The sequence below is a fragment of the Nonomuraea dietziae genome, assembly GCF_014195505.1.
GTDB classification, from domain to species: domain Bacteria; phylum Actinomycetota; class Actinomycetes; order Streptosporangiales; family Streptosporangiaceae; genus Nonomuraea; species Nonomuraea roseola.
In genome coordinates this window covers 3,206,939-3,228,637 of record NZ_JACIBV010000001.1, presented here as the reverse complement: position 1 = coordinate 3,228,637, position 21,699 = coordinate 3,206,939, and the positions used below count along the sequence as shown (strand labels likewise).

Genomic DNA, 21,699 nt, shown 5'->3' with positions numbered 1-21,699 from the left:
TATTGCCCGTTACGCGGGTGCATTCACCAAGCTGTGCGCGGCCATCACCAGATAGTCCCAGAGCCGCTTCTCCAGCTCTTCGGGCAGTTGGAGATCCTCGACCGCGTCGTGCATGTGCCTGAGCCAGGCGTCACGCTCGGCCTCGCCGATGACGAAGGGGACGTGGCGCATGCGCAGCCTGGGGTGGCCGCGCTCCTCGCTGTAGGTCTTGGGGCCGCCCCAGTACTGGATGAGGAAGCCGCGCAGCCGGTCCTCGGCTCCCGTGAGGTCTTCCTCGGGGTAGAGCGGCCGCAGCAGCGGGTCGGCGGCGACACCCTCGTAGAAGCGGTGAACGAGCCGGCGAAAGGTCTCCTCGCCGCCGACCGCATCGTAGAAAGAACCCTCAGTCACAGTCATCCATTCTCTACGGCAAGCACAATGACGGCCACCGCGGTCACCGCTGACCGTCTGTCTTCCACGCGTGCTCCAGCGGACTTCGCAGTCCGCCGTCACGTCAGGGTCGTTGGCCGCCCCCATCGTTAAGCGTTCAGGCGGCGAGCGCGATTCCCGCCCCGTCGAGAGCGGCCTTGACGCGCAGGCGGAGCTCGCGGGCCACCTCGGCCTGCTTGGAGGGAAGCGTCTTGGCGGAGACGCGGAAGATGACCGAGGTGTCGGAGATCTGCTCGATGCCGTAGACGGCGGGCTCCTCCACGATCACGCTCTCGCGGTAGTCGGGGTCGCTCCACAGCTCCTCGGTCACCCGCTTGAGCAACTCGCGGACCTCGGGCACGTCGGCGTCGTAGGCCACGGGCACGTCGATGTAGGCGCGCGACCAGCCCTGGGACTCGTTGCCGACGCGGGTGATGGTGCCGTTGCGGATGTACCAGACGCGGCCGTCGGCGTCGCGCAGCCTGGTCACCCGCAGCGTGACGGCCTCGACCGTGCCGATGGCCGCGCCGGTGTCGATCACGTCGCCGACGCCGTACTGGTCTTCGAGCAGCATGAACATGCCGGCGATGAAGTCCTTGACGAGTTCCTGCGCGCCGAAGCCGATCGCGACGCCCAGGATGCCGACGCTGGTCAGCAGGGGTGCGATGGGGATCGTCAGACGGTCGAGGACGGTCAGGATCGCGGTGCCCATGATGACGATCGAGGCGATGTGCCGCAGGACCGAGCCCATGGTCTCGGCGCGCTGCTTGCGCCGCTCGTGCAGGAGGGCGTCGATGCCGTCGGTGGCCTGCGTCCTGCGCAGGCGCCCGGTGATGGAGGTGCCGCTGGCGGCCCTGTTGACGACACGAGTGATCACCCGTTGCGACAGCTTGCGCACCACGATGGCGATCAGGAGGATGAGCACGATGGTGATCGCGCTGGCGACGAGCGGTGCCCAGGCCGCGTTCTGGAAGAGACCGACGAAGGTCGAGCACAGCGGGTCGCTGCCGCACCCTGCCGCCATCCCGTTCGCCAACTGCTCGAGATCGGGAATAGTGGGCGGTTGTTTCGGCGTGGCCAGCAGGAACACGAGGTGAATCCCCCTCCGGAAGCGGTTCGGTCGGCAATGTTTGGACCAGTACGACCCAAAACATACTGCCGACCGAACCGGTCGCCGTCACATCACGCCGGGGAAGACGGGGTTGTCAGGGCCCGGGGCCGCGGAGGGCGGGACCTGACGCTCCGGTGACGGTAGACCCGGAAGGAACACACACCCGGAAGCATGTTCCGTTCCGTTTCCGGGAGGGACCCCCCGATCGTCCTCCGGGTGGAACCGGAGGGCGCTTCTGTCTGTACGGCCGGCGCCGCGCCTGCGGCTGTGCCGTACAAGCCATGTGGCGGGAACCGACGGGATGTCCAGGACCACCGTGAACGGAGGCCCTCCGCACCGGACACCCCGTCGGCTCCGCGAGGCCGCGGTCGGAGCGGTGAGCCGCGGTGGCTGCGCCCCACCCGGATCACCGCCATCGTCATTCTCCTACCGCGGCGAGTACGCGGGCGACCTTGGTCGCCGCCCCCGCAGGATCGTCCGCCTGGTGCATCCGCTCGCCCCAGGACCAGCAGTACCACCAGTCAGGAACCTCGGACGCCGATCGGCAGGTGACGTTCTCGGCCAAACTGGTCGCGTTTGGATTGATCACCCTGACGAAGACCCTGCCAGAATGCGTTCGCACCACTCTCGCAAGCAGTCCGCGAGCGTCCAGCTCTGAAACCAAGCGCTCCAGATGCCCGAAGTCGTCCCCCACTCTCTCGCCCTCCCTCGAACGAATCGTTGCTGGTGAGAGAAAGGTGACTCATGACCATGCGAGGCGTCAACGCACCCCAACTGCTCCAGGGGAGTGTCCTTGACCCTCGCGGGTTGTAAGAAACAGTCCCCTGGAGGACGATCCTTATCCGTAAGCTTCAAGGGTGCATTTTCATCCTGTCACTAATGGTTCATAGTTTTCATGAGGCAGAGTGCATCCCTCCCGCTACTCTGCGTCAGTAGACGGTGCCTTGCGGCTCAGAGAGAGGGGCCGGGATGTCCGGCAGGCAGCACAGGGAAACGGAGATCGCCAGGCGGATCCGGGCAAAGGGTCTGGCCAGTGGCCGCTCGTGTGCTCAGATAGCCGAAGAGATCCACGAGACATGCAGCCCTCAGTTCGGCACGACGAAGATCAAGGGCCATCGGCTGGCACACGGCATTGCGCTGGCCGACGTCATCGAACAAGTGCGAGCGCTGTTCGAAAGAGACGAGAAACCCGCTCCCGGCATCGGTGAGACGCTGTTGTCGGCCTACGAAAGCGGCCTGAAACGCCCAGGTCCTGAATATCTTCACTATTTGTGCACTGTCTATCGCGTAGAGCCGGTCTCACTCGGTTATGACGGCCCGTGCATCTGCGGCCACGGCCACCGAATGCCCGGCCTCGTGCGGGGCGACTCCCAGGACAGCAGGGGCGAGCTCCTCGCCTCACGCCATCTGCTGATCAGTCAGCCCGGCGCCGAGCCCCACTCCGAACCCAACAACGACGACGACGAGAACGTCCTTCGCAGGACGTTGTTAACTCTTCTGGACAACAAGGCCAACGGCACCCTGAGGGAGCTCGAGCCGCAGGTGCTCGCCGCCGTCGAGGGCATCAGAAGGCGCATGGACGAGACGCTGGTGACGGCCACGGTCTCACCGGCCATGCTCGACCAGTGGGAGGAGGCGACGCTCAGCTTCGGCCGTCAGTACACCAGCACACCGCCGCTAAGGCTGCTGTGCGACGTGCTGCTGGAGCTCAGCGCGGTGCGCGCGGCGATGAGCCGTCGCCAGCCGACCGACCTCCAGGAGCGGCTGTGCCGCATGGCCGCCCAGCTGTCAGGGCTGAGCGGCATGATCATGATCAACCTCGGCGACCACAGGCTCGCCCGTTCCTTCTTCCGCACCGGGCGCACCGCGGCCGACGAGACGGGCGACCGCGCCCTGCGCGCGTGGGTCACCGCCCGCGAGTCGCTCGTGCCGCTCTACTACGGCGACGCGCGCGAGGCGCTCAACCTCGCCAAGAAGAGCCGCGACCTGGCGGGCCAGACACCCTGTGCCGCCCAGGCCATGGCTCCCGTCGTCGAGGCCCGCGCGCTCGCGCTGCTGGCCGGCACCAGCGGCAAGAAGGAAGTGGTCGACCAGGCCAAGCGGGCGCTGCAGAAGGCGCGCAACGCCTTCTCCCACATGAAGGCCAACGAGCAGGAGGACGTCGCCTTCGGCTACACCGAGCGGCAGCTGTTCTTCTACCAGGGTGACGTGCTCACCAAGCTCGGGCAGACGATCGAGGCCGACATGGTGCTGGAGCAGGCGCTGGAGAAGTACTCCGACCACATCCTCGACCAGACGCTGATCAGGCTCGACATGGCCCAGTGCAGGGTCATCGAGGGCGACATCGACGAGGCGCTCGAGGTCGCCAACAACGCGGCGCGCCTGCTGAAGCCCGAGTACCGCACCGACTTCATTCTCCGGCCGGCGATCGAGTTCGGTAAGGCCGTCGAGGACGGCGGGTGGAAGGACCACCCCGGCCTCAAGGAGTTCTACGAGTTGATGGGAATCGGGAGCAAGAAGGCATGAGCCTGCGTATCCGGCGATACCGTTGGTCCGATCTCGACGGGATCTACGCGCTGCACCAGATCTGTCTGGCGCAGGTCGGGATCGTGCCGGGCGACGGTGTCTACTACGACGACGACTTCCCGCGCATCCACCAGATCTACCTCAGCAGCGGCGGGGAGTTCCTGGTCGGCGAGGCGGACAGCCGCCTCGCCGCCATGGGTGGGCTGCGCCCGATCGACGTGCACACCGTGGAGGTGTGCAGGCTGCGCGTCCATCCCGACTTCCAGCGACGCGGCTTCGGCGCGCGGATGCTGCAGGCGTTGGAGGGGCGCGCGGCCATGCTCGGCTTCACCAAGCTGCGCGGTGACACCACGATCAACCAGGACGCCGCCCTGGCGCTCTACGAGCGGCAGGGGTGGAGGGAGCTGTCCAGACAGCAGGTGGGCGACCACACCGTGATCTACGGAGAGAAGGACCTCACCTCCGTCCTCGCTCCCTGAGAGCGCGGACCGGGGGGCGGGGCGGCCTTCCGCCTGCCGCGTAACGCCATGGGCGCGGCTCCCAGGCCGCTATAGCGTCGGCCGGTGTGCTGATCCGACTGCTGCGCACGCGTCTGACCTCCTCCCGCACGTCCGTCATCACCCTCGTCCTGCTGCAGGGCGCGCAGGCGCTCGCCCTTCTCTGCCTCCCTGCTCTCAACGCCGCCCTCATCGACGACGGCGTGCTCAAGGGCGACACCCGGCTCATCCTGACCCTGGGAGGGGTCATGGTGGCGGTCACGCTGGCGCAGGTGGCGTGCGCGGGAGCGGCGATCCATCTCGGCGTCCGCGTCGCGGCGAGGGTCGGCAGGGACCTCAGGGCCGCGGTCTTCACCAGGGTGCAGGGCCTGTCGGGCAGGCAGCTCGCCCTCTTCGGCACGGCGTCGCTCATCACCCGCACCACCGGCGACGTCCAGCAGGTCCAGCAGTTCGTGCTGGCGGCCTGCACGGTGCTCGTCTCCGTGCCCGTCATGTGCGTCGGCGCGGTCGCGCTCGCGCTCGGGCAGGACGTCCCGCTGTCGGGCGCGCTGCTGGTGATGACCCCCGTGCTGGCGGGCGCGCTCGCCGTCGTCGTCCGCGGGATGCGCCCGCTGTTCAGGCGGATGCAGCGGCGGGTCGACGCCGTCAACACGATCCTGCGCGAGCAGATCACCGGCCTCCGCGTCATCAGGGCCTTCGGCAAGGACGAGCACGAGAGGCGGCGATTCGCCGCCGCCAGTCACGACCTGGCCGATGTCGCGGTGCGGGCGGGCAGGCTGCAGACGCTGATGCTTCCGCTGGGCACCACCGTGGTGAACGTCTTCAGCGTGGCGGTGGTGTGGCTCGGCGCCTCCAGGGTGGGCGGCGGCGCGATGGGCGCCGGCGAGCTGATCGCCTTTCTCACCTACCTGACCCAGATCGTCACCGCCGTCATGTCGGCGACGTTCGTCCTCATGACGATGCCGCGCGCCGAGGTCTGCGCCGAGCGGATCCAGGAGGTGCTCGGCACCGACCCGGAGCTGGCCCCTCCCGCGAGCCCCGTGCGGACGATGAGCCGCAGGGGGCAGGTGGAGGTGCGCGCGGCCACCTTCGCCTACCCGGGCGCGACGACGCTCGCGCTGCGCGGGGCCGACCTGGTGGCGAGGCCGGGGGAGACCACCGCGGTGGTCGGCTCCATCGGCAGCGGCAAGTCCACTCTGCTCGGGCTGGTGCCCAGGCTGTTCGACGTCACGGAGGGCCGGGTGCTGGTCGGCGGCGTGGACGTGCGCGAGCTCGACCCCGCCCTGCTGACGGCGGCGATCGGGCTGGTGCCGCAGCGCCCCTACCTGTTCTCCGGCACGGTCGCCGACACCCTCAGGTACGGCAGGCCCCAGGCGTCCGACGAGGAGCTGTGGCGGGCGCTGGAGGTGACCCGGTCCCTCGACTTCGTCAGGAGCCTCGGCCAGCGGGTGAGCCAGGGCGGCGCCAACCTGTCAGGCGGTCAGCGTCAGCGGCTGTCGATCGCCAGGGCGCTGGTGCGGCGGCCCGAGATCTACCTGTTCGACGATCCCTTCTCCGCGCTGGACAGGGACAGGGCGGACGCGCTGGGGGCCGCGCTCGCCGTCGAGACCGAGGGCGCGACGGTGGTGATCGTGGCCCAGCGGGTCGACGCGGTCCGCGACGCCGACCGCGTCGTGGTCCTGGAGGCGGGCCTGGTGGTGGGCACGGGCACGCACGCCGAACTGCTGCGCACCTGCCCCACGTACCAGGAGATCGCGCTGTCCCAGGAGACGGTGTGAGAGGCCTGCTCGTGGCGCAGTGGCCGTTGCTGGCGGCCTCCGCCCTGTGCGGCCTCGTCAGCGTCGCGCTGGTCGTGGCGGGGCCGCTGCTGCTCGGCGCGGCCACCGACCTGGTCGTGGCGGGCCGGTTGGAGCGGCTGGCGCCCGCGCTGGGTGTGACGCTGGCGGTCTATGTCGTGTCGGGGCTGTTCTGGACGGCGCAGGGCAGGCTGACCACCCTCGTCGTGCAGCGCGCGGCGCTGCGGCTGCGCCAGGACGTCGAGGCGAAGCTGGTCAGGCTCCCCATGGCCTACGTGGACGGCAGGCCGCGCGGCGAGCTGCTCAGCAGGGCCACCGACGACATCGAGGCCATCACGCTGACGCTGCAGCAGTCGGTCAGCCAGATGGTCAACTCCGTGCTCATCGTGGTGGGCACGCTGGTGATGATGGTCGGCATCTCGCCGCTGCTGGCGCTCGTCGCGGTGGTCACCGTACCGGTGTCGGTGGCGGTGTCCGCGGCCGTCGGCAGGCGCGCCCGGCCGCACTTCACCCGGCAGGGGAGGGCCACGGGCGAGCTCGGCGCGCATGTGGAGGAGATGTACACCGGGCACGCCCTCGTGCGGGCCTTCGGCCGTCAGGCCGAGTCCGCGGCCGTCTTCCACCGGCGCAACCAGGAGCTGTTCGAGGCCGGTTCGCGAGCCCAGTTCGTCAGCGGGCTGATCCAGCCCGCGCTGATGTTCGTCGCCAACCTCGGCTACGTGGTCGTCGCCGTGGCGGGCGGGCTGCGGGTGGCCTCGGGCGCGTTGACGATCGGGGAGGTACAGGCGTTCGTGCAGTACGCCCGCACCTTCAGCGGCCCGCTCTCCAACGTGGGAAGCCTGTCGGCGCTGGTGCAGGCGGGAATCGCCTCCTCCGAGCGCGTCGCGGAGCTGCTGGCCGTCCCCGAGGAGACGCCGGACCCGCTCCACCCGGTACGGCCGGCGGCGCGCGGCCACGTCGCCTTCCACGACGTGAGCTTCCGTCACGCCTCGGGCCCGCCCGTGATCGAGCACCTGTCGCTGGAGGTCCGGCCGGGTCAGCGGGCGGCCGTCGTCGGCCCGACGGGAGCGGGCAAGACCACACTGGTCAACCTGCTGATGCGCTTCCACGAGGTCACGGGGGGCCGCATCACCCTCGACGGCGTCGACCTGACCGCCATGACCAGGGCCGACCTGCGCTCGGTGGTCGGGATGGTGCCGCAGGACACGTGGCTGTTCGACGGCACGATCGCCGACAACATCGCCTACGGCGCGACCCGCCCCACCGAGGAGCAGGTCGCCAGGGCCGCCCGCCTGGCGTGCGTGGACAGGCCGCTCGACACCGTGATCGGCGAGGACGGCGGAGGGCTCAGCGCGGGCGAGCGCCAGCTCATCGCCATCGCCAGGGCGTTCCTGGCCGACCCCGCCGTCCTGGTGCTGGACGAGGCGACCAGCTCGGTCGACACCAGGACCGAGGCGCGGGTGCAGAGCCATGAGACAGCTCAGCGAGGGCCGCACCTGTTTCGTGATCGCCCACAGGCCCTCCGCGATCAGCGGCGCCGACGTGGTCATCTCCATGACGGCCCCTGAACGGGACGACAGGAATCCTCGAATCGGGGTGGGTGATGCGTGAGGGTCTGAGGTTAATGGGCGGATTGCCGTAATTGCTCGGGGGAGTATTGGCGGGCCCGTGAGTGATGCCCTTCCCCCTGCGTGTAAGTGCAGCCCCTCCGGTCGCTCCAAGCGCGTCAGGAGGCGCGCGACCTAGTGAGATGCTGCGGTGCATGGCAGTGGTGCCCGCTCCCCGACCCCTCCTGGGAGCCGTGCTTCTGTTGTTCGTCAGCGCCGCTTGGGGGTCGGCCTTCCCGCTGATGAAGAGTCTCATCGACGAGCCGTTGAGCATGTCGGTGACCGACCTGCTGGCCGAGCGCTACACGATCGCGGCCGTGGTCCTCTTCCTCATCAGGCCCAGGAGTCTGCGTGGTCTCGCGAGGGGCACCTGGTCGCGGGGCATCGTCCTGGGCGTCATGTTCGGGGTCGGCCAGACCATGCAGGCCTTCGCCCTCGACGACCTCTCCTCGGCCGTGTCGGGCTTCGCCGTCGGCTGCAACGTGGTCATGACTCCGGTGCTGGCGCTGATCCTGTTCCGCGTCAGGGTGCCCAAGCGCATCTGGTTCGGCGTGGCGCTGGCGCTCTGCGGCGTGGCGATCTTCGCGCTGATGAAGGGCGACGGGGTGAGGTTCGCCCCCGTGGCGCTCGGCCTGACGCTGTGCGCGGCCGCGCTGTACGCCTGCCACACGCTCGTGCTGGGCAACCTCTCCAGGGCCAACTACAACGCCTACGCCATCACCGTCATCCAGCTGCTGACGATCGGGCTGCTCACGGGGGTGATGGCGGTGCCCGACGGGCTCGAGGCGCCGCCGGGACCGTACGGCTGGCTCAAGCTCGCGCACCTGGCCATCGTCTCCTGCGCCCTGGGCTTCCTGGCCCGCTCCTTCGGCCAGCGGCACCTGCAGGCGGTGCCCAGCGCGGTGCTGCTGGCGTCCCAGCCGCTGTGGGTGGCGCTCATCGCGCTGCTGTGCGACGAGCCAGTGGCGGCCAGCGTGCTGGTGGGCGGGCCCTTCATGGCGGCGGCGATGCTGCTGGCCGTCCCGTCGAAGGGTGCGGCCGTGGTGGTCGGCGATCCTCCCGCCAGGGTGCACCAGGCGCCAGAGGCCGACGAGGGGCTGCGCAGGGCGGCCAAGCGGGCGGCCGAGGTGCTGGCCTCGCTGCGCGCTCCCGAGCCCGCTCCCGTGCGCCCGCCGGTCCCCTTCGACCTCGCTCAGGTCAGGGAGTGCTGGATCAGGGCGGCCGAGCGCGACCCCGACGTGGAGCCCTGGTGCTCGCTGGCCAGCAAGGGCGGCGGCGAGCCGGGCATCGACCGGCTCATCGAGCACGCCACCGAGATCGTCAAGGCCCGGCAGGAGCCGGCCAGCCAGGACGGCTGCCTCACCTTCCCGCTCAGCGGGCGCTGCCTGTGCGCGTTGCGGCCCGAACCTGTGCGCGAGTCTGAGCCTCAAGAGGCCTCAGATATCGGTGTGATGCGGTGATTCAGACCTCTTTCTCATAGGCCTTGAACTTTGTCGACATCTCAACTAAGTGTGTCTTTACCTAGGCAAGGAGAAGGACGCATGAAGAGGATCGTCGTCCGCAAGCCCGGCACCGCCCGGCTCACAGGGACCGCCTCCGTCATCCACAAGGGGTGACCCAGCACCGGCGGCTCCAAGGTGCGTACCAGGAGAACCCGGCGTCCACTCCGCTGCTGATGTCGCCGATAGACGCGCATCGGCGCCCTCACGGTCCCTACACCGTGGCGGCGGCGTTGCTGGCCCGGTTGGTTCCTGACGCATTGGAACGTTCCCCTGATCTCGTGTCCGCGTACGACATCGAGATCAGGGCGGCGGCGCCGGCCCTGCGCGGTCGGGTACCCGCCAGGCGGGTCACGATCGACGAGGGGCTGCCCGACGAGGAGCGTATCCTCGTCCCCGCACCCCGCCGCACGCTGCGGCTGGCCAACGGGCTGACGGAGTTCGTCGCCGCGGCGACTCCTCCGGGAGTCGTGCTCGTCGTCCACAACGCCGATGAGGCCGACCCGACGGACGCCGAGCTGCTCGAGGTCATGACGCGCAGGATCCCCGCCTCGCACCTGCGCATCGAGGTCTACGCCGACGGCCCCAGGCCGCCGGAGGACGACAGGACGGCGGGGCAGCTGTGGGAGCTGGTCGACCACTGCGTCCGCGAGGGCTTCCTGCACGCGGTGGCCGAGCTGGGCCTGCGGGGGCTGGCGGCGACGGAGCAGGGCGGCCAGGCGTGGTGGCGCTTCGCGCAGCGCACGGCCACCGCCCTCGGTGGCCTCGGCCGCCATGACGAGGCCAGAGCGCTGTGGGAGCAGGTGCGCAGGGCCAGCCAGGATCCCGCCATGCACGCCGCGGCCGCCTACGGCACCGCGATGCTCGACGCCCGTCACCCCGACCCCGCCCGGCGCGACCTCGGCAGAGCGAGGGGCTGGGCCAACCAGGCCATCGCCATCTCCACCCTGGTGCCCGACCGCGCCTTCAAACTGGGCTTCGACCGCAACGGCCTGGCCCTGATCGAGCTGCGCGAAGGTCGCAAGGAGGCCGCTCTCGCCCTGGTGGAGTCGGCCATCGACCTGGCCGCCCGCGAGCTGCCCGACCGCCATCCCGTCCACCGCATGGTGCTGCTGGCCAACAGGGCGCAGTTGCTGGCCGCGCTCGGCCACACCAAGGAGGCGCTCGAGGACTACTCCGCGGCGATCGCGATCGACCCCGTCTTTCCCGACCACTACCTCGACCGCGGCAACCTCTGGTTCTCGCTGGGCAGGAACGAGGAGGCGCTGGCCGACTACCAGAGCGCGATCGCGATGAGCCCGCCCCTGCCCGAGGCGTACTACAACAGGGCCGAGGTGCGCATCGCGCTGGGGGAGCAGGAGGCCGCGCTGGCCGACCTCGCGTACGTGCTGGAGTGCGACCCGGCCTACCTCGACGCCTACATCAACAGGGCGGGTCTGCTGGCGGGCATGGAAAGGGACGGAGAGGCGTTCGAGGACGTGCGCGCGGGGCTGGCGCTCGCCCCCGGCAACCCGCATCTGCTGACGGTGCTCGGACAGCTGGAGACGGCGGCCGGACGTCCGGAGGAGGCGGCGAGGGCGCTGGACGCGGCCATCGCCGCGGCCCCCGCACTGGCGGCGGCGTGGGCGAACAGGGGAGCGTTGCGCTACGAGCTCGGGCAGCTCGAGCCCGCCCTCGACGATCTCACCCGAGCCGTCGAGCTGGACCCCCAGCCCGACCTCCTCGCGAACAGGGCGGTGGTTCTTGCGGCGCTCGGCAGGCGGTGATCGCGCACAATGGCGGTATGTGGGCGACGATCGGGCGGGTGGCGGCCATCTACGCGAGCCTGGGAGCGCTGTGGTGGGTGGCGATCAACGCCACCAGGACGGCCGCCCGCTGCGGTGACTGGCCCTGCCTCTACCCCACGCTCGGCGCCTACCTGGTGGTGACGGTGGTGACGCTGGCGGCGGCCGTGCCCCTGCTCAGGCGGGTCGAGGTCGGCGCCGCCCGTCGCGTGGCCCTGGCGGCGGCGGCCGTGCTGCTGGCGATCAGAGGGTTCGGCGAGGCAGTGCCGGCCTCGCCCTCCCAGGTGATGGAGGTCGTGCGCGCGGGTCTGGCGTTCACCGTGGCGGGCACGGCCGGCGCCGTGCTGTCGGCGCCGGGGCTGGCCGCCCGCTGGCGGGTGCTCGGCTGGCTCGTCGTCCTGGCGCTGCCCGTGGCGGGCATCGCGCTGGTGTGGTCGCGCTACGGGTTCTGAGGGAAGACCCGCACGAGGTCGGGGTCGACGGTGAAGCCGGCCTCGGAGCCGGGCGCGAGTGAGACCGCCGCCCGCGAGGGCAGGTCGGCGACGACCCGCCGATGGCCCGCAGGTCCACCGGGTTCTCGATGACCTCGACGATGTGGGCAGGTCCGCAGCCGCCGCGCAGCGCGGAGGTGTCGTGCACCCGGTGGAGCGCGGGCAGCACCAGCGGCGCCGGACCCCACTACGGGAGAAATCTCCGGGTGGAGAATTTTCCACCGCTCTGACCGGAGGAGGATTCTCCACCTGAGGCGGGCAGGGCTACCACTGAGGCGAACGTTTCTTGTCCCCAGCTCACGCGAGAACCTTCGACTCCCGGTCGGCGACGATCGCCTCAGGGTTGGGCATCGGCCGTCTGCACGGCACCGCCGAAGGCGCTGTCCATCGTGTGCGGATCGCTGTCGCTGTGCGCGCACTCCATCGAGGAGATGACCCGCGAGAAGAGCTGGCGCGCCTCGTCCAGCTCGCCGATGGTGCAGCCGCTCGATCTGTCCATGCAGGGGCCCGACCACTACGACGGCCCTGGAGACAGAGCCCTCGACTGATCGGCAGGTATAGCATCGGCCGATGGGCACGAGCTTCGCCGAGTCGCTGCGCGACCTCCGTCAAGGAGGCAGCGCACAGGCCGCCGCCATCACCCGTGGCGCGAGCGGGCCACCACCTCGGGCCGTCAGCGTGGTCCACGGCCTCGACCGGCTGCGCTGCGCCTCGCTGCTCAAACCGCTCTACTGCTGGGCCGCCGCGGCGCACGTCCCCGACCAGGGCTTCTGGCGCCGCCACGCCGAACCCGCCGTGATCACCTCCTCCAACAGCGACACACGGGCGCTGTGGATGGCGGTCGGGCCGCGGGTGATCCTGGCCGAGCTCCGCCGTCGCTGCGGCGTCAGCTGGCGCCCCGCCAACGGCGACCCCTCGCGCTTCGGCTCGGTGGAGGTGGCCGCCGCCGAGGTGGCCGACGCCTACGCGGCCCTGTCCCAGTCCGCGCTGGCGGGCGACCCGGTGGCCTCCGACGTGCTCTCCTGGATGCGCGAGGTGCCGGCCGACCAGGCCTTCGGCGTGCGCGACGTGCTCAGGGTGCCCGAGGCGGCGATCAAGTGCGGCTGGTACGGCGGTGCCGACGAGAGCTGGCTGCGCACGCACGCCGTCGTGGTCATCCCGCGCGGCGGCGTCGGGGTCACCGTCGTCGTGGGCATGACCGCGCAGCTCTACACCGACGAACGGCAACGCGAGATCTACCACGCGAGGGTGGCCGAAGGCCTGCCGGTGGAGGCCGAGCACGAACGGGTCGGAGGACCACTGCTGCGCGGCCTGATGACCAGAGCCCTCGCGGAGACGGGAGCCTGACGGAGGCCGGGCGCGCGCCGCGCCAACGCGCGCCCGGATCGGCGATCAGACCAGATCGTCGAATTCGCCGTCCTTCATGCCGAGGCGGAAGGCCTCCCACTCGGCTTCGGTGAAGAACAGCCTGGGCCCGTCAGGGTCCTTGGAATCGCGCAGGACGAAGAGCCTGTCCTGCTCGGACTTGTGAGCGGCGGTGTCCCCGGGCGCGTCGAGGACGGCTACTTCAACGCAGTCTCCGCCATTGCCACCACTACGACGCGCCTTGTGCCAGGTGAGGTCGTTCATATGCTCTCCTCCACTTTCGACAGCAAATTTAGACTTGAGTGAACCGGTAAGGCGAGTGACCTGATCACGTCATATCGTCGGACAATGGATTCGACGTCGGAGGGGCGATCGGTGACATATCCCGCCCCCGCCGATTCCAGATAGACGAGATCCGGCTCACCCTGCACCTTCGCGATGACGAAGGCGCCGGTCAGCCCCGGCACCGCCTGGGCGTCCGCGGGGACGACCTGAACGGTGACGTTGGGCAGCTCGGACGCCTCCAACAGCGCGCGCACCTGCCCGCGCATGGTCGCGGCCGAGCCGACCTGCCTGCGGATCACCCATTCGTCGAGCACCACCCAGTACATCGGGGGGTCACGACGATGCAGGATGGACTGCCTGGTCATGCGAGCCGACACCGCCTCCTCCGCCTGCTCCGCCGTCGCCGCCGGCTCCCTTCGGAAGACCTCGCGGGCGTAGTCCTCGGTCTGCAGGAGGCCGGGAACCAGCAACGGCTGCCACGTCTGGAGTGTGCGCGCCGTCTGCTCGATCTCCAACCACGGGCGGAACCAGGCGGGGTAGGCCGCCTGCCGTACCAGAGGCCACAACCGGACCAGCGAACCGCCGGTCCCGAGCACCTGGTCGGCCCGCTCGGCGAAGTCGCGCGAGGGGGTGCGCCTGGCCAGTTCGATCGCGCACACCAGCGAGAGGGAGTAGCTCAGCCTCTCGGCCAGCTGCTCCTGGGACAGGCCCGCACGGGTGCGGTACTCCCTCAGCTCCGCTCCGAAGAAGGCCAGCGGACTGGAGCTGGGATCGAGCTCACGTGCAGCAGGCATCGGGGGCTCCGGTTCTACACGGGTTCTACAAATGCGACCGGGTCTCTCACAGTCCATGTGTGAGACCCGGATCCGTACCTAGAGTAGTCACTTGAATGCAGACTGGGGTCACGACAGGGGAATTCTCGCCGATCTAAGGACGTGAGGTGCGAATGGGCGCCGTCTACACCCAACGGGTGGAAGAAGAGCAGATCGAACAGTTGGAATGGGTTCAGGAACGGCTCGCCGCATCGGGCATCCGTGCCCTTCTCGTCAGGCATCTGCGCCTGACCCTCCTCCAGAACAGGTACGACCCGCCCGAACACCGGGGCCCGGTGCTCATGGCGGGCTCGATGCGGATCAGCGTCGAGGACGGCTTCCACGTCGAGCGCGAGGACGGCCGCACGGCCGACTTCCACGACGCCGACGAGGCCGCGGCCTACGTCGCTAGCGCAGTTTCCTGATCACCTCGGGCAGCTCCGGCGGGTCGAGACGGCCCGGCAGCGAGCCAAGCTCCTCGGCGCCGAACCAGCCGTAGCCGAGGAAGGCCTCGCTCTCCTCCTCCGTGAGCTCGCCGGGATCCACCGCGGGACACGCCTCGTCGAAGCGGGCCACGTAGAACGGCTCGACCTTCACGTAGTGCACGCCGAGCCAGGTGAAGTCCCGATCGACCGCGACCCACCTGTCCTGGACGGCGTCACCCGGCAGGCCGGTCTCCTCGGTCAGCTCGCGTCTGGCCGCCTCCAGCGGGGTCTCACCCGCGTCGAGCCCGCCACCGGGCGGCTCCCAGATGTCCTGGCGGCTGACCTTGTCGAGCCAGTGCATCAGCAGCACCCGCTCGTCGCGATCCAGACACACCACCCGCGCCGCCGGCCGCGCCTCGCTCACACCCGCCACCCTTTCCCGCTGCCGCCGAGCTTCTCGCCCTGCCCGGCATTCCACCTTTGCCTCGAACGCCCTGCCTTGCTTCCTGCCCTGCCTCGACGCCCTGGTTTGCTTCCTGCCTTGCCTGGCCTTCCGCTCTGCCCGGCCTTCCGCTCTGCGTGGGCTTCCGCTCTGCGTGGCCTTCTGTTACGGCAGGCATCCCCACAGGCCACCGTGGTCACCGGTGATCGTCCGTCCGTCACGCTACTCCAGCAGGACTTCGCCTCCGTCGCGAACGTGGCGCCCCCGGGCGGGGCCGTATGGATGCGTGGCGCCCCCGGGCGGGGCCGTACGGAATGTGGCGCCCCCCGGGTGGGGCCGTACGGTATGAGGTCGGTCAGGGTTCGGACAGGACGAGGTCGAGCAGGCCGGGGAAGCGCTCGTCGAACTCCGGCTTGCGCAGCCGGTTGAGGCGGCGGGCGCCCTCGTCGCGCTGCTCCAGCAGGCCCACGTTGCGCAGCACCGAGAAGTGGTGGCTGAGTGTGGACTTGGCCACGGGCAGGTCGTTGAACGTGCCGCACGGCCGTGACCAGTCGGGCACCTGGGCGAGCTCGCGCACGATGCGCCGCCTGATCGGGTCGGACAGCGCCTCGAGCGCGGCCTGGAGGGAGGCCTCCATGGGGGAGCCGTGGGTCAGTCCGCGCGTTCTGTTCGACGACGCTCGAACATTACTGTAGTGTTCCATCTCAATCGAACAGTCTACCTGAGGGGTCTCGAGAGCGATGGACAACGGTCGAATCGGTGTCTGGCACCCCTCGTTCAGCAGGGCGCCCGCGCCCCTCGCGCGCGAAGCCGCCGCCAGGCTGGACGAGCTCGGCTATGCGACCCTGTGGCTCAACGAGGGCCCTGGCAGCAGGGAGCCGTTCGCCGCCGCTGCGATGCTGCTCGCGGCGACCAGCAAGATCAAGATCGGCACCGGCATCGCCAACATCTGGGCCCGCGACGCCACCGCGATGGCGGCAGGGCGCTCCACACTCGGTGAAGCCCACCCCGGGAGGTTCCTGCTGGGCGTCGGCGTCAGCCATGGCTCGCTCGTCTCCTGGCGCGGCCACGAGTACGGCAAGCCGCTCACCGCCATGCGCGCCTACCTCGACGGCATGAACCAGGCGGCCGACAGCGTCATCAAGGGCGGCGACGCGCCCCTGCTGCTGGCGGCGCTGCGCCCCAAGATGCTGGAGCTCTCGCGCGACAGGGCCGATGGCGCCCACTCCTACCTCGTCCCCGCCGAGCACACCGTCATGGCCCGCGAGATCCTCGGGCGCGATCGGTTTCTGGTGCCCGAGGTGGGGGTGGTCCTCGAACGCGACCCCGCGAAGGCCCGTGCGATCGCGCGCGAGCACATGTCCTACTACCTCACGCTGCCCAACTACGTGAACAACCTGCGCCACCTCGGCTACACCGACGACGACCTGGCCGACGGCGGCAGCGACCGGCTGGCCGACGCCATCGTGGGCTGGGGAGACGAGGAGGCGGTCGTCGCGCGGGTGCGCGCCCATCTCGACGCTGGCGCCGACCAGGTGGCCATCCAGCCGCTGACGGTCGGCGGGGCCGACCTGGCCGACGGGATGTCCCAGCTCGAACGCCTCGCGCGGGCGCTGGACCTCTGACCTGCTCTCGGCCTCGTCTCCCTCTTGACATCCGCCTGAGGCGGCCCGACCATCCCGGGTTCGCGGGTTCGCGGGTTCAGCGCTTCATCGCGCCGTCGGCGATGGCGTCGGCGGCATGACCGATGGCCATGCCGACGATCTCGAGGCGGCGGACGAGCTCCCGCTCCTTCATCGCCTCCGCGGTCAGCTCTCCGGAGAAGATCCTGGAGATCTCGTACTGGTACATCCGCCGCACCGCACCTCCCGCCTTCTTCGCCTCCAACGCGTCCTGCACCACCCCGGACGGACGAGACGCCAGGTCGCGCACCGCGCGCTCCAGCGCCTCGATGCCGACGATCACCTGATCCAGCAGCGGCGCGAACCTGATCTGCTCCGGCACCCTGTACAGATGCGACTCCCTGACGAAGTCGCGCAAGGAGTCGAGCACGTCGTCGATCGAGCGGGACAGCCGGAACAGGTCCTCCCTGTCGATCGGTGTGACCAGCGCGCCCTTGAGCTCCTCGACCAGCCTGGCGCGCTCGGTGTCGCCGAGATGCTCGATGGAGCGCATCTGCTCGTGCGCGCCCGTCCTGCCCACCTCGCCGCCGATCATCGCCATCGCCAGCCAGGCGCCCTCCTTGGTCGCCTTCAACTGACCCACGAGGGCCTCGGTCAGCGCGCCGTCCATGCGGCCCGCCAGCAGGTCACGAATCCGGCTCATCCGCCTCAGAAACCCTCTCAACACCGCCACCTCCTTCAACCTCCTATCAACGCCAACCCGGCAGGGCCGGCACAGGCACACGCCCTGCATGATCGACATCCCCCTGTCCCACGACAGACACAACCGACCCGAAGCACCACGACGCGACGCGCCACGACACGACGGACCCGAAGCACCATGACGGGCCGCGCCACGACACGACGGACCCGAAGCACCATGACGGGCCGCGCCAGGACACGACGGACCCGGACCGCCACGATGGGACGCGCCACGACACGACGGACCCGGACCGCCACGATGGGACGGGCCACGACCGATGCCACGACGCGCGCGCCACGAGTGTGAGACGACGGGTGTGAGACCACGGGGGCGAGACGACGGGACACGAGACGACGTGGTGGGACGACGGGTGACACGTTGGGAGGCGGGGTGCCATCCACCCCACCCCACCCCACGAAGGATGGGACGCGACGCCACGCGACGAGAAGCCACGCGAGACCCACCCCACCCCACGGCGTGACGGGACGCCACACGACGCGCCGCGCCGGGGTGCGCCGCGACGGGGTGCGACACGGCAAGGGTGCCCCAGCGAGGCGCGGCGCGACGAGATTTCACGGAGGCCACACCCCACCCAACGACGTGACGGGACTCCACGCGGGGCTCCACCCCACCAAGCGCCACGACGTGACGGCACGCGGGGCTCCAACCCGCCAGGCGACGCGACGGGATGCGAAACGACGGGACACAACGTGGCGGCATGCGAGGCGTCACCTCGCCACGTTCCGCACAACGTGATGCGGACCCAAGCGAGGGAGAAGAGCAGGCTTTCGAGGGAGAAGGTCGGTAAGCGCTTCGAGTGTCTCGTTCGGCCGCCCTCGGGTGATGTCGGGGCGGATGGGTGTCACCTGCCCTCCCAGACAGGAACACAGGTGAAGGCGGGTCGTCTCATGAGATGCCTTTCACCGTGATCGCCGCCACGGCTGCCAGGAGTCCGGCCGCCGGGAGAGTCAGGACCCAGGCGATCACGATCTTGACTGCCGCGTACCACCGCACCCTTCCGCCCCCGTAGGCCACGCCCGTCCCGATCAGGCTGCCTGCGATCGACTGGGTCATGCTCACCGGCATGCCCACAGCCGCGCACCCGATCACGGTCGTCCCCGAGGCGAGTTCGGCTGCCACGCCGTGCAGCGGCCGGGAGGCCAGGATCTCGCGGCCGAGGGTGCGCCCCGCCCTCGGCATGCCGTACAACGTGCCGAGACCGAACAGCGCGGCCGCCGCGAAGGAGACCGAGGGGCCCGAGGAGCCGACGGCGACGAGGAAGACCGCCAGCATCTTCTGCCCGTCGTTGGCGGCATAGGCCACGCACTGCAGGACGAACCCCGCCCAGTGCCAGCGTCGCAGCCCCCTGCTGGTGGTCATGGCGACGAGCAGCCGGGTCGTCGCCCATGCTGCCAGCGCGCCTGCGAACGGCGCGGCGAAGGCGACGGCCAGGACGAGGGCCACCGAGCCCGCCGAGACCTCCAGCCCCCAGCCCAGTCCCGCGCCCGTGAGTCCGCCGACGATCGCGAGGGTCAGGCTGGTGGGGCGTCCGTGGTGGCTGAGCGCCATGACCACGGCTATCGCGGAGAGCACGGCGATGGTCATGGCGTGCGTGGCCCCCGGGCCCTCGAAGGAGGCGAGCCTGGTCACGAAGGTGTGCGCGACCTGCTGGGAGACGAGGGGGACGAGCGCGGTCAGCAGTACCAGGGTGAGCACCCCGACGATCGGCCTGACGGTGGGCAGTTTGAGCCCCGTCGCCAGCAGCGTGCCACCGTCGTTCACCCCCGACACGACGGCGAACAGGCAGGCGACCACGACCTCTAAAGGCACGCGCGCCAGCCAATCCGACCGCTGGTCGCCAGGGAACGCCGCGATCGTTGATGACCGGCATAACGAGCTTTCACGTGGCTGATCGTTCCCCGACAGAGCTGCGGCGCAACGGATCGGCGTCCACCCGCTTCGAGGGCAACCCCATCGATGAGCACCCGGGGCGGGGAGTGGCTGCTCCGCGACGGCGCGCCGGTCGGCCACGCGACCTCGGCAGCCCGCAGCCCCACGCTGGGCAGGACGGCCGGACTGGCGTCCGTCTCCGGCGCGGGGCTGGAGAAGGTGGAGGTGCAGGTGGCCTGGGGGAGGTACCCTGCCCAGATCAGCCGCAAGGCGCCCTACGATCCCACCTCCGCGAGAGTGAAAGCATGAACGCCGAGTACGTCCTGACACTGTCCTGCCCCGACCGTCCCGGCGTCGTCGCCGCCGTCTCGGGTCTGCTCGCGGCGCGCGGCTGCAACATCACCGACAGCCAGCAGTTCGGCGACCAAACCGCGAAGCGCTTCTTCATGCGGGTGCAGTTCACCGCCGCGCTTCCGCAGGACGAGCTCTCCAGCGCGTTCGCGGGGCTGGTCCCCGAGTTCGGCATGGACTTCAAGCTGCGCGACCTGTCGGTCAAGCCGAAGGTGCTGATCCTGGTCAGCAAGTTCGGCCACTGCCTGAACGACCTGCTCTACCGGGTCAGGTCAGGACTGCTCGACATCGAGATCGTCGCCGTCGCCTCCAACCACCCCGACCTGCGGCCGCTCACCCAGTCGTACGGCATTGACTACCACCACCTGCCGGTGACTCCCGAGACCAGGCCGCGCCAGGAGGCGGAGATCCTCGCTCTGGTCGAGCACTACCAGGTTGAGCTCGTGGTGCTGGCCCGCTACATGCAGGTCCTGTCGGAGGACCTGTGCGAGAAGCTGTCGGGCAGGGCGATCAACATCCACCACTCGTTCCTGCCGTCGTTCAAGGGGGCCAAGCCGTACCACCAGGCCCACGACCGCGGCGTGAAGCTGATCGGCGCGACCGCCCACTACGTCACCTCCGACCTGGACGAGGGGCCGATCATCGAGCAGGAGGTCGCCCGCGTCGACCACAGCCACTCGCCCGCCGACCTGGTGGCGATCGGACGCGACGTGGAGTGCGTCGCCCTGGCCCGCGCGGTGAGATGGCACGCCGAACAGCGCGTCCTGCTCGACGGCCACAAGACGATCGTCTTCCCCCGCTGACCTCCCGTACGGCGGGCGGCGACCGGAGACGGTGCAGGCTGAAGGCAGGCTAGGGGCGGTAGGTGCCGAAGAACCAGGCGTTGCCCTCGGGGTCCTCGCAGGCGTACTCGCGGGAGCCGTACGGCTGCTCCACCAGCTCCATCGTGATCCTGGCGCCGGCGGCCAGCGCGCGGTCGTGGTGGGCGTCGGGGTCGTCCACGGCGACGTAGATGCCGGGACCGCCGGCCTTGCCCTCGCCCAGCATGATCATGTCATCGCCGACCAGCATCTCGGCGTGGTTGTTCGACACCTCGTGCGGCATGAAGCCGAAGGCGGTGCTCAGGAAGGCGGCGGCCGCGGGGACGTCCCGGTAGCGGGCGAGCGCGAAGACGGTTCGTTTCATGAGGCCAAGTCTGCGCCCCTGCTGAGCTGCGGTCTTGGACGAATCTGACCGGGCGTGGCGCCCGCCATGGCGCGGAACTCGCGGTTCATGTGCGGCTGGTCGTAGAAGCCGCACGAGGCGGCCACGTCGGAGAGCGGAAGGCCCTCGCGCAGCAGGCCCATGGCGCGGTCGAAGCGGATCACCCTGGCCGACGCCTTCGGGGTGAGGCCGACCTGGTCGTGGAAGCGGGCGACGAGGTGGCGGTGGCTCCAGCCGAGGGAGCCGGCCAGCGACGCCACGCTGACGGAGCCGCCCGAGGCGACCAGGCGCTCCCATGCCCACAGCACGGGCGGGTCGGGTGGGGGCGCGGTCAGGATGCGGGCGGACAGCAGCGACTCGGCCAGTGCCAGGCGCTCGGTGGGCGAGGCGAGCGCGGCGAGTCTCTCGCCGGCCGTACGGCTCCATGCGGGCAGCAGGTCGTCGACGGGCAGCACCAGGTTGGTCAGCTCGCGCATCGGGACGCCGAACAGGCGGCGGGCGCCGAAGGGGGTGAGCACGACCTCGACGCCCTCGGTGGGCCCGGAGATCCTGGTGACCGTGTAGCGGTCGCCGAGCCCGCCGGTGAAGGAGGTGAGACGGGCGCCGCCGACCTCCATGGGCGCCCCGAAGGCGAGGATGAGCACCGCCCCCGGAACCGCGGCCTCGGTGCGCGTCAGGGGGCGGTCGTAGCGCTCCCTGTAGGCGCACAACCGGGTGACGTAGGGCCGAAGGGCGGCACGGGGCACGCCCTCGGCCATGGTCAGGCCCATACCGCAGACGATACGTCAGCGGCCGTGGATCCCGGCGAACATCAACCCGCCCCGCCGTGCGCCGGCGAGGAGG

The 21,699-nt window shown here is 70.1% G+C and carries 23 protein-coding genes; 13 read left to right on the top strand and 10 right to left on the bottom strand.

What is annotated here, in order from left to right; translation table 11 throughout:
• Positions 1–9: 9 nt before the first annotated feature.
• Complete coding sequence (locus FHR33_RS15390; RefSeq protein ID WP_183647657.1) at positions 10–396, bottom strand: globin; 387 nt, start codon at positions 394–396, stop codon at positions 10–12.
• 130 nt (positions 397–526) lie between these two features.
• Complete coding sequence (locus tag FHR33_RS15385) at positions 527–1,498, bottom strand: mechanosensitive ion channel family protein (RefSeq protein WP_312895549.1); 972 nt, start codon at positions 1,496–1,498, stop codon at positions 527–529.
• 1,179 nt (positions 1,499–2,677) lie between these two features.
• On the opposite strand from FHR33_RS15385, the gene FHR33_RS15380 reads away from it, so the two are divergent.
• The 9 genes from FHR33_RS15380 to FHR33_RS15340 all read left to right on the top strand — a co-directional run bounded on the left by FHR33_RS15380 (position 2,678) and on the right by FHR33_RS15340 (position 13,066).
• Positions 2,678–4,045 (top strand): tetratricopeptide repeat protein, encoded by a 1,368-nt coding sequence (locus FHR33_RS15380; RefSeq protein ID WP_486348586.1) that lies wholly within the window; start codon positions 2,678–2,680, stop codon positions 4,043–4,045.
• Positions 4,042–4,524 carry a GNAT family N-acetyltransferase gene (locus tag FHR33_RS15375; RefSeq protein ID WP_183647651.1) on the top strand — a complete coding sequence of 161 codons (483 nt, stop codon included), beginning with the start codon at positions 4,042–4,044 and terminating at the stop codon, positions 4,522–4,524. Before FHR33_RS15380 ends, FHR33_RS15375 begins: the two co-directional genes overlap by 4 nt.
• 86 nt (positions 4,525–4,610) lie before the next feature.
• Positions 4,611–6,320 carry an ABC transporter ATP-binding protein gene (locus FHR33_RS15370; RefSeq protein WP_183647647.1) on the top strand — a complete coding sequence of 570 codons (1,710 nt, stop codon included), beginning with the start codon at positions 4,611–4,613 and terminating at the stop codon, positions 6,318–6,320.
• Positions 6,317–7,906 carry an ABC transporter ATP-binding protein gene (locus FHR33_RS15365; protein WP_221241112.1) on the top strand — a complete coding sequence of 530 codons (1,590 nt, stop codon included), beginning with the start codon at positions 6,317–6,319 and terminating at the stop codon, positions 7,904–7,906. The genes FHR33_RS15370 and FHR33_RS15365 overlap by 4 nt, the downstream gene beginning before the upstream one ends.
• Positions 7,907–8,139: 233 nt before the next feature.
• Positions 8,140–9,405, top strand: coding sequence for a DMT family transporter (locus tag FHR33_RS15360; protein WP_183647644.1), 1,266 nt, complete (start codon positions 8,140–8,142; stop codon positions 9,403–9,405).
• Positions 9,406–9,725: 320 nt separating this feature from the next.
• Positions 9,726–11,210, top strand: coding sequence for a tetratricopeptide repeat protein (locus FHR33_RS15355; protein ID WP_312895548.1), 1,485 nt, complete (start codon positions 9,726–9,728; stop codon positions 11,208–11,210).
• Between the two features lie 17 nt (positions 11,211–11,227).
• Positions 11,228–11,680: a hypothetical protein gene (locus FHR33_RS15350; protein WP_183647638.1), complete on the top strand. Its 453-nt coding sequence runs from the start codon at positions 11,228–11,230 to the stop codon at positions 11,678–11,680.
• Between the two features lie 428 nt (positions 11,681–12,108).
• Complete coding sequence (locus FHR33_RS15345; protein WP_183647636.1) at positions 12,109–12,267, top strand: hypothetical protein; 159 nt, start codon at positions 12,109–12,111, stop codon at positions 12,265–12,267.
• 22 nt (positions 12,268–12,289) lie between these two features.
• Positions 12,290–13,066, top strand: coding sequence for a hypothetical protein (locus FHR33_RS15340; RefSeq protein WP_183647633.1), 777 nt, complete (start codon positions 12,290–12,292; stop codon positions 13,064–13,066).
• A 45-nt stretch (positions 13,067–13,111) separates the two neighbouring features.
• Here FHR33_RS15340 and FHR33_RS15335 read toward each other — a convergent pair whose 3' ends face one another.
• Both FHR33_RS15335 and FHR33_RS15330 read right to left on the bottom strand, forming a co-directional pair.
• Positions 13,112–13,348: a DUF397 domain-containing protein gene (locus FHR33_RS15335; protein ID WP_183647630.1), complete on the bottom strand. Its 237-nt coding sequence runs from the start codon at positions 13,346–13,348 to the stop codon at positions 13,112–13,114.
• Positions 13,345–14,163, bottom strand: coding sequence for a helix-turn-helix domain-containing protein (locus tag FHR33_RS15330; RefSeq protein WP_183647627.1), 819 nt, complete (start codon positions 14,161–14,163; stop codon positions 13,345–13,347). The genes FHR33_RS15335 and FHR33_RS15330 overlap by 4 nt, the downstream gene beginning before the upstream one ends.
• A gap of 152 nt (positions 14,164–14,315) precedes the next feature.
• Between FHR33_RS15330 and FHR33_RS15325 the strand changes: the two genes are divergently transcribed.
• Positions 14,316–14,606: a hypothetical protein gene (locus FHR33_RS15325; protein ID WP_183647624.1), complete on the top strand. Its 291-nt coding sequence runs from the start codon at positions 14,316–14,318 to the stop codon at positions 14,604–14,606.
• On the opposite strand, the gene FHR33_RS15320 is transcribed toward FHR33_RS15325, so the two are convergent.
• A complete protein-coding gene (locus FHR33_RS15320; protein WP_183647622.1) occupies positions 14,590–15,030 on the bottom strand; it encodes an NUDIX hydrolase in 441 nt (146 codons plus the stop codon). The two genes, FHR33_RS15325 and FHR33_RS15320, sit on opposite strands and share 17 nt — an antisense overlap.
• Before the next feature lie 373 nt (positions 15,031–15,403).
• On the bottom strand, positions 15,404–15,685 hold the full coding sequence (locus FHR33_RS15315) for an ArsR/SmtB family transcription factor (protein ID WP_246451871.1): 282 nt from the start codon (positions 15,683–15,685) through the stop codon (positions 15,404–15,406).
• A 103-nt stretch (positions 15,686–15,788) separates the two neighbouring features.
• Between FHR33_RS15315 and FHR33_RS15310 the strand changes: the two genes are divergently transcribed.
• Complete coding sequence (locus tag FHR33_RS15310) at positions 15,789–16,673, top strand: TIGR03620 family F420-dependent LLM class oxidoreductase (protein ID WP_183647617.1); 885 nt, start codon at positions 15,789–15,791, stop codon at positions 16,671–16,673.
• Positions 16,674–16,749: 76 nt separating this feature from the next.
• Here FHR33_RS15310 and FHR33_RS15305 read toward each other — a convergent pair whose 3' ends face one another.
• Together FHR33_RS15305 and FHR33_RS15300 are read right to left on the bottom strand one after the other, a co-directional pair.
• The gene (locus FHR33_RS15305; protein WP_246451869.1) at positions 16,750–17,373 is read right to left on the bottom strand and encodes a DUF47 domain-containing protein; all 624 of its coding nucleotides are present in this window, start codon (positions 17,371–17,373) and stop codon (positions 16,750–16,752) included.
• A 945-nt stretch (positions 17,374–18,318) separates the two neighbouring features.
• Positions 18,319–19,242: an inorganic phosphate transporter gene (locus tag FHR33_RS15300; RefSeq protein ID WP_312895547.1), complete on the bottom strand. Its 924-nt coding sequence runs from the start codon at positions 19,240–19,242 to the stop codon at positions 18,319–18,321.
• A 147-nt stretch (positions 19,243–19,389) separates the two neighbouring features.
• Here FHR33_RS15300 and FHR33_RS15295 point away from each other — a divergent pair, with 147 nt between their 5' ends.
• Both FHR33_RS15295 and purU read left to right on the top strand, forming a co-directional pair.
• Positions 19,390–19,611 (top strand): glycine cleavage T C-terminal barrel domain-containing protein, encoded by a 222-nt coding sequence (locus FHR33_RS15295; protein WP_183647614.1) that lies wholly within the window; start codon positions 19,390–19,392, stop codon positions 19,609–19,611.
• Positions 19,608–20,456, top strand: a complete 849-nt coding sequence (gene purU, locus FHR33_RS15290) for a formyltetrahydrofolate deformylase (protein WP_183647611.1) — start codon at positions 19,608–19,610, stop codon at positions 20,454–20,456. Before FHR33_RS15295 ends, purU begins: the two co-directional genes overlap by 4 nt.
• Before the next feature lie 49 nt (positions 20,457–20,505).
• Here purU and FHR33_RS15285 read toward each other — a convergent pair whose 3' ends face one another.
• A complete protein-coding gene (locus FHR33_RS15285; protein ID WP_183647609.1) occupies positions 20,506–20,838 on the bottom strand; it encodes a VOC family protein in 333 nt (110 codons plus the stop codon).
• Complete coding sequence (locus FHR33_RS15280; protein ID WP_183647606.1) at positions 20,835–21,626, bottom strand: helix-turn-helix domain-containing protein; 792 nt, start codon at positions 21,624–21,626, stop codon at positions 20,835–20,837. Before FHR33_RS15280 ends, FHR33_RS15285 begins: the two co-directional genes overlap by 4 nt.
• Positions 21,627–21,699 lie beyond the last annotated feature (73 nt).

What these genes read in the sequence shown, in the direction of transcription:
- FHR33_RS15350 (WP_183647638.1), top strand. Translation starts at nt 11,228, where the DNA reads ATGTGGGCGACGATCGGGCGGGTGGCGGCCATCTACGCGAGCCTGGGA.
- FHR33_RS15335 (WP_183647630.1), bottom strand. Translation starts at nt 13,348, where the DNA reads ATGAACGACCTCACCTGGCACAAGGCGCGTCGTAGTGGTGGCAATGGC.
- FHR33_RS15310 (WP_183647617.1), top strand. Translation starts at nt 15,789, where the DNA reads ATGGACAACGGTCGAATCGGTGTCTGGCACCCCTCGTTCAGCAGGGCG.
- FHR33_RS15295 (WP_183647614.1), top strand. Translation starts at nt 19,390, where the DNA reads ATGAGCACCCGGGGCGGGGAGTGGCTGCTCCGCGACGGCGCGCCGGTC.
- purU (WP_183647611.1), top strand. Translation starts at nt 19,608, where the DNA reads ATGAACGCCGAGTACGTCCTGACACTGTCCTGCCCCGACCGTCCCGGC.
- FHR33_RS15285 (WP_183647609.1), bottom strand. Translation starts at nt 20,838, where the DNA reads ATGAAACGAACCGTCTTCGCGCTCGCCCGCTACCGGGACGTCCCCGCG.
- FHR33_RS15315 (WP_246451871.1), bottom strand. Translation starts at nt 15,685, where the DNA reads ATGGAGGCCTCCCTCCAGGCCGCGCTCGAGGCGCTGTCCGACCCGATC.
- FHR33_RS15375 (WP_183647651.1), top strand. Translation starts at nt 4,042, where the DNA reads ATGAGCCTGCGTATCCGGCGATACCGTTGGTCCGATCTCGACGGGATC.
- FHR33_RS15390 (WP_183647657.1), bottom strand. Translation starts at nt 396, where the DNA reads ATGACTGTGACTGAGGGTTCTTTCTACGATGCGGTCGGCGGCGAGGAG.
- FHR33_RS15305 (WP_246451869.1), bottom strand. Translation starts at nt 17,373, where the DNA reads ATGAGCCGGATTCGTGACCTGCTGGCGGGCCGCATGGACGGCGCGCTG.
- FHR33_RS15280 (WP_183647606.1), bottom strand. Translation starts at nt 21,626, where the DNA reads ATGGGCCTGACCATGGCCGAGGGCGTGCCCCGTGCCGCCCTTCGGCCC.
- FHR33_RS15330 (WP_183647627.1), bottom strand. Translation starts at nt 14,163, where the DNA reads ATGCCTGCTGCACGTGAGCTCGATCCCAGCTCCAGTCCGCTGGCCTTC.
- FHR33_RS15340 (WP_183647633.1), top strand. Translation starts at nt 12,290, where the DNA reads ATGGGCACGAGCTTCGCCGAGTCGCTGCGCGACCTCCGTCAAGGAGGC.
- FHR33_RS15325 (WP_183647624.1), top strand. Translation starts at nt 14,316, where the DNA reads ATGGGCGCCGTCTACACCCAACGGGTGGAAGAAGAGCAGATCGAACAG.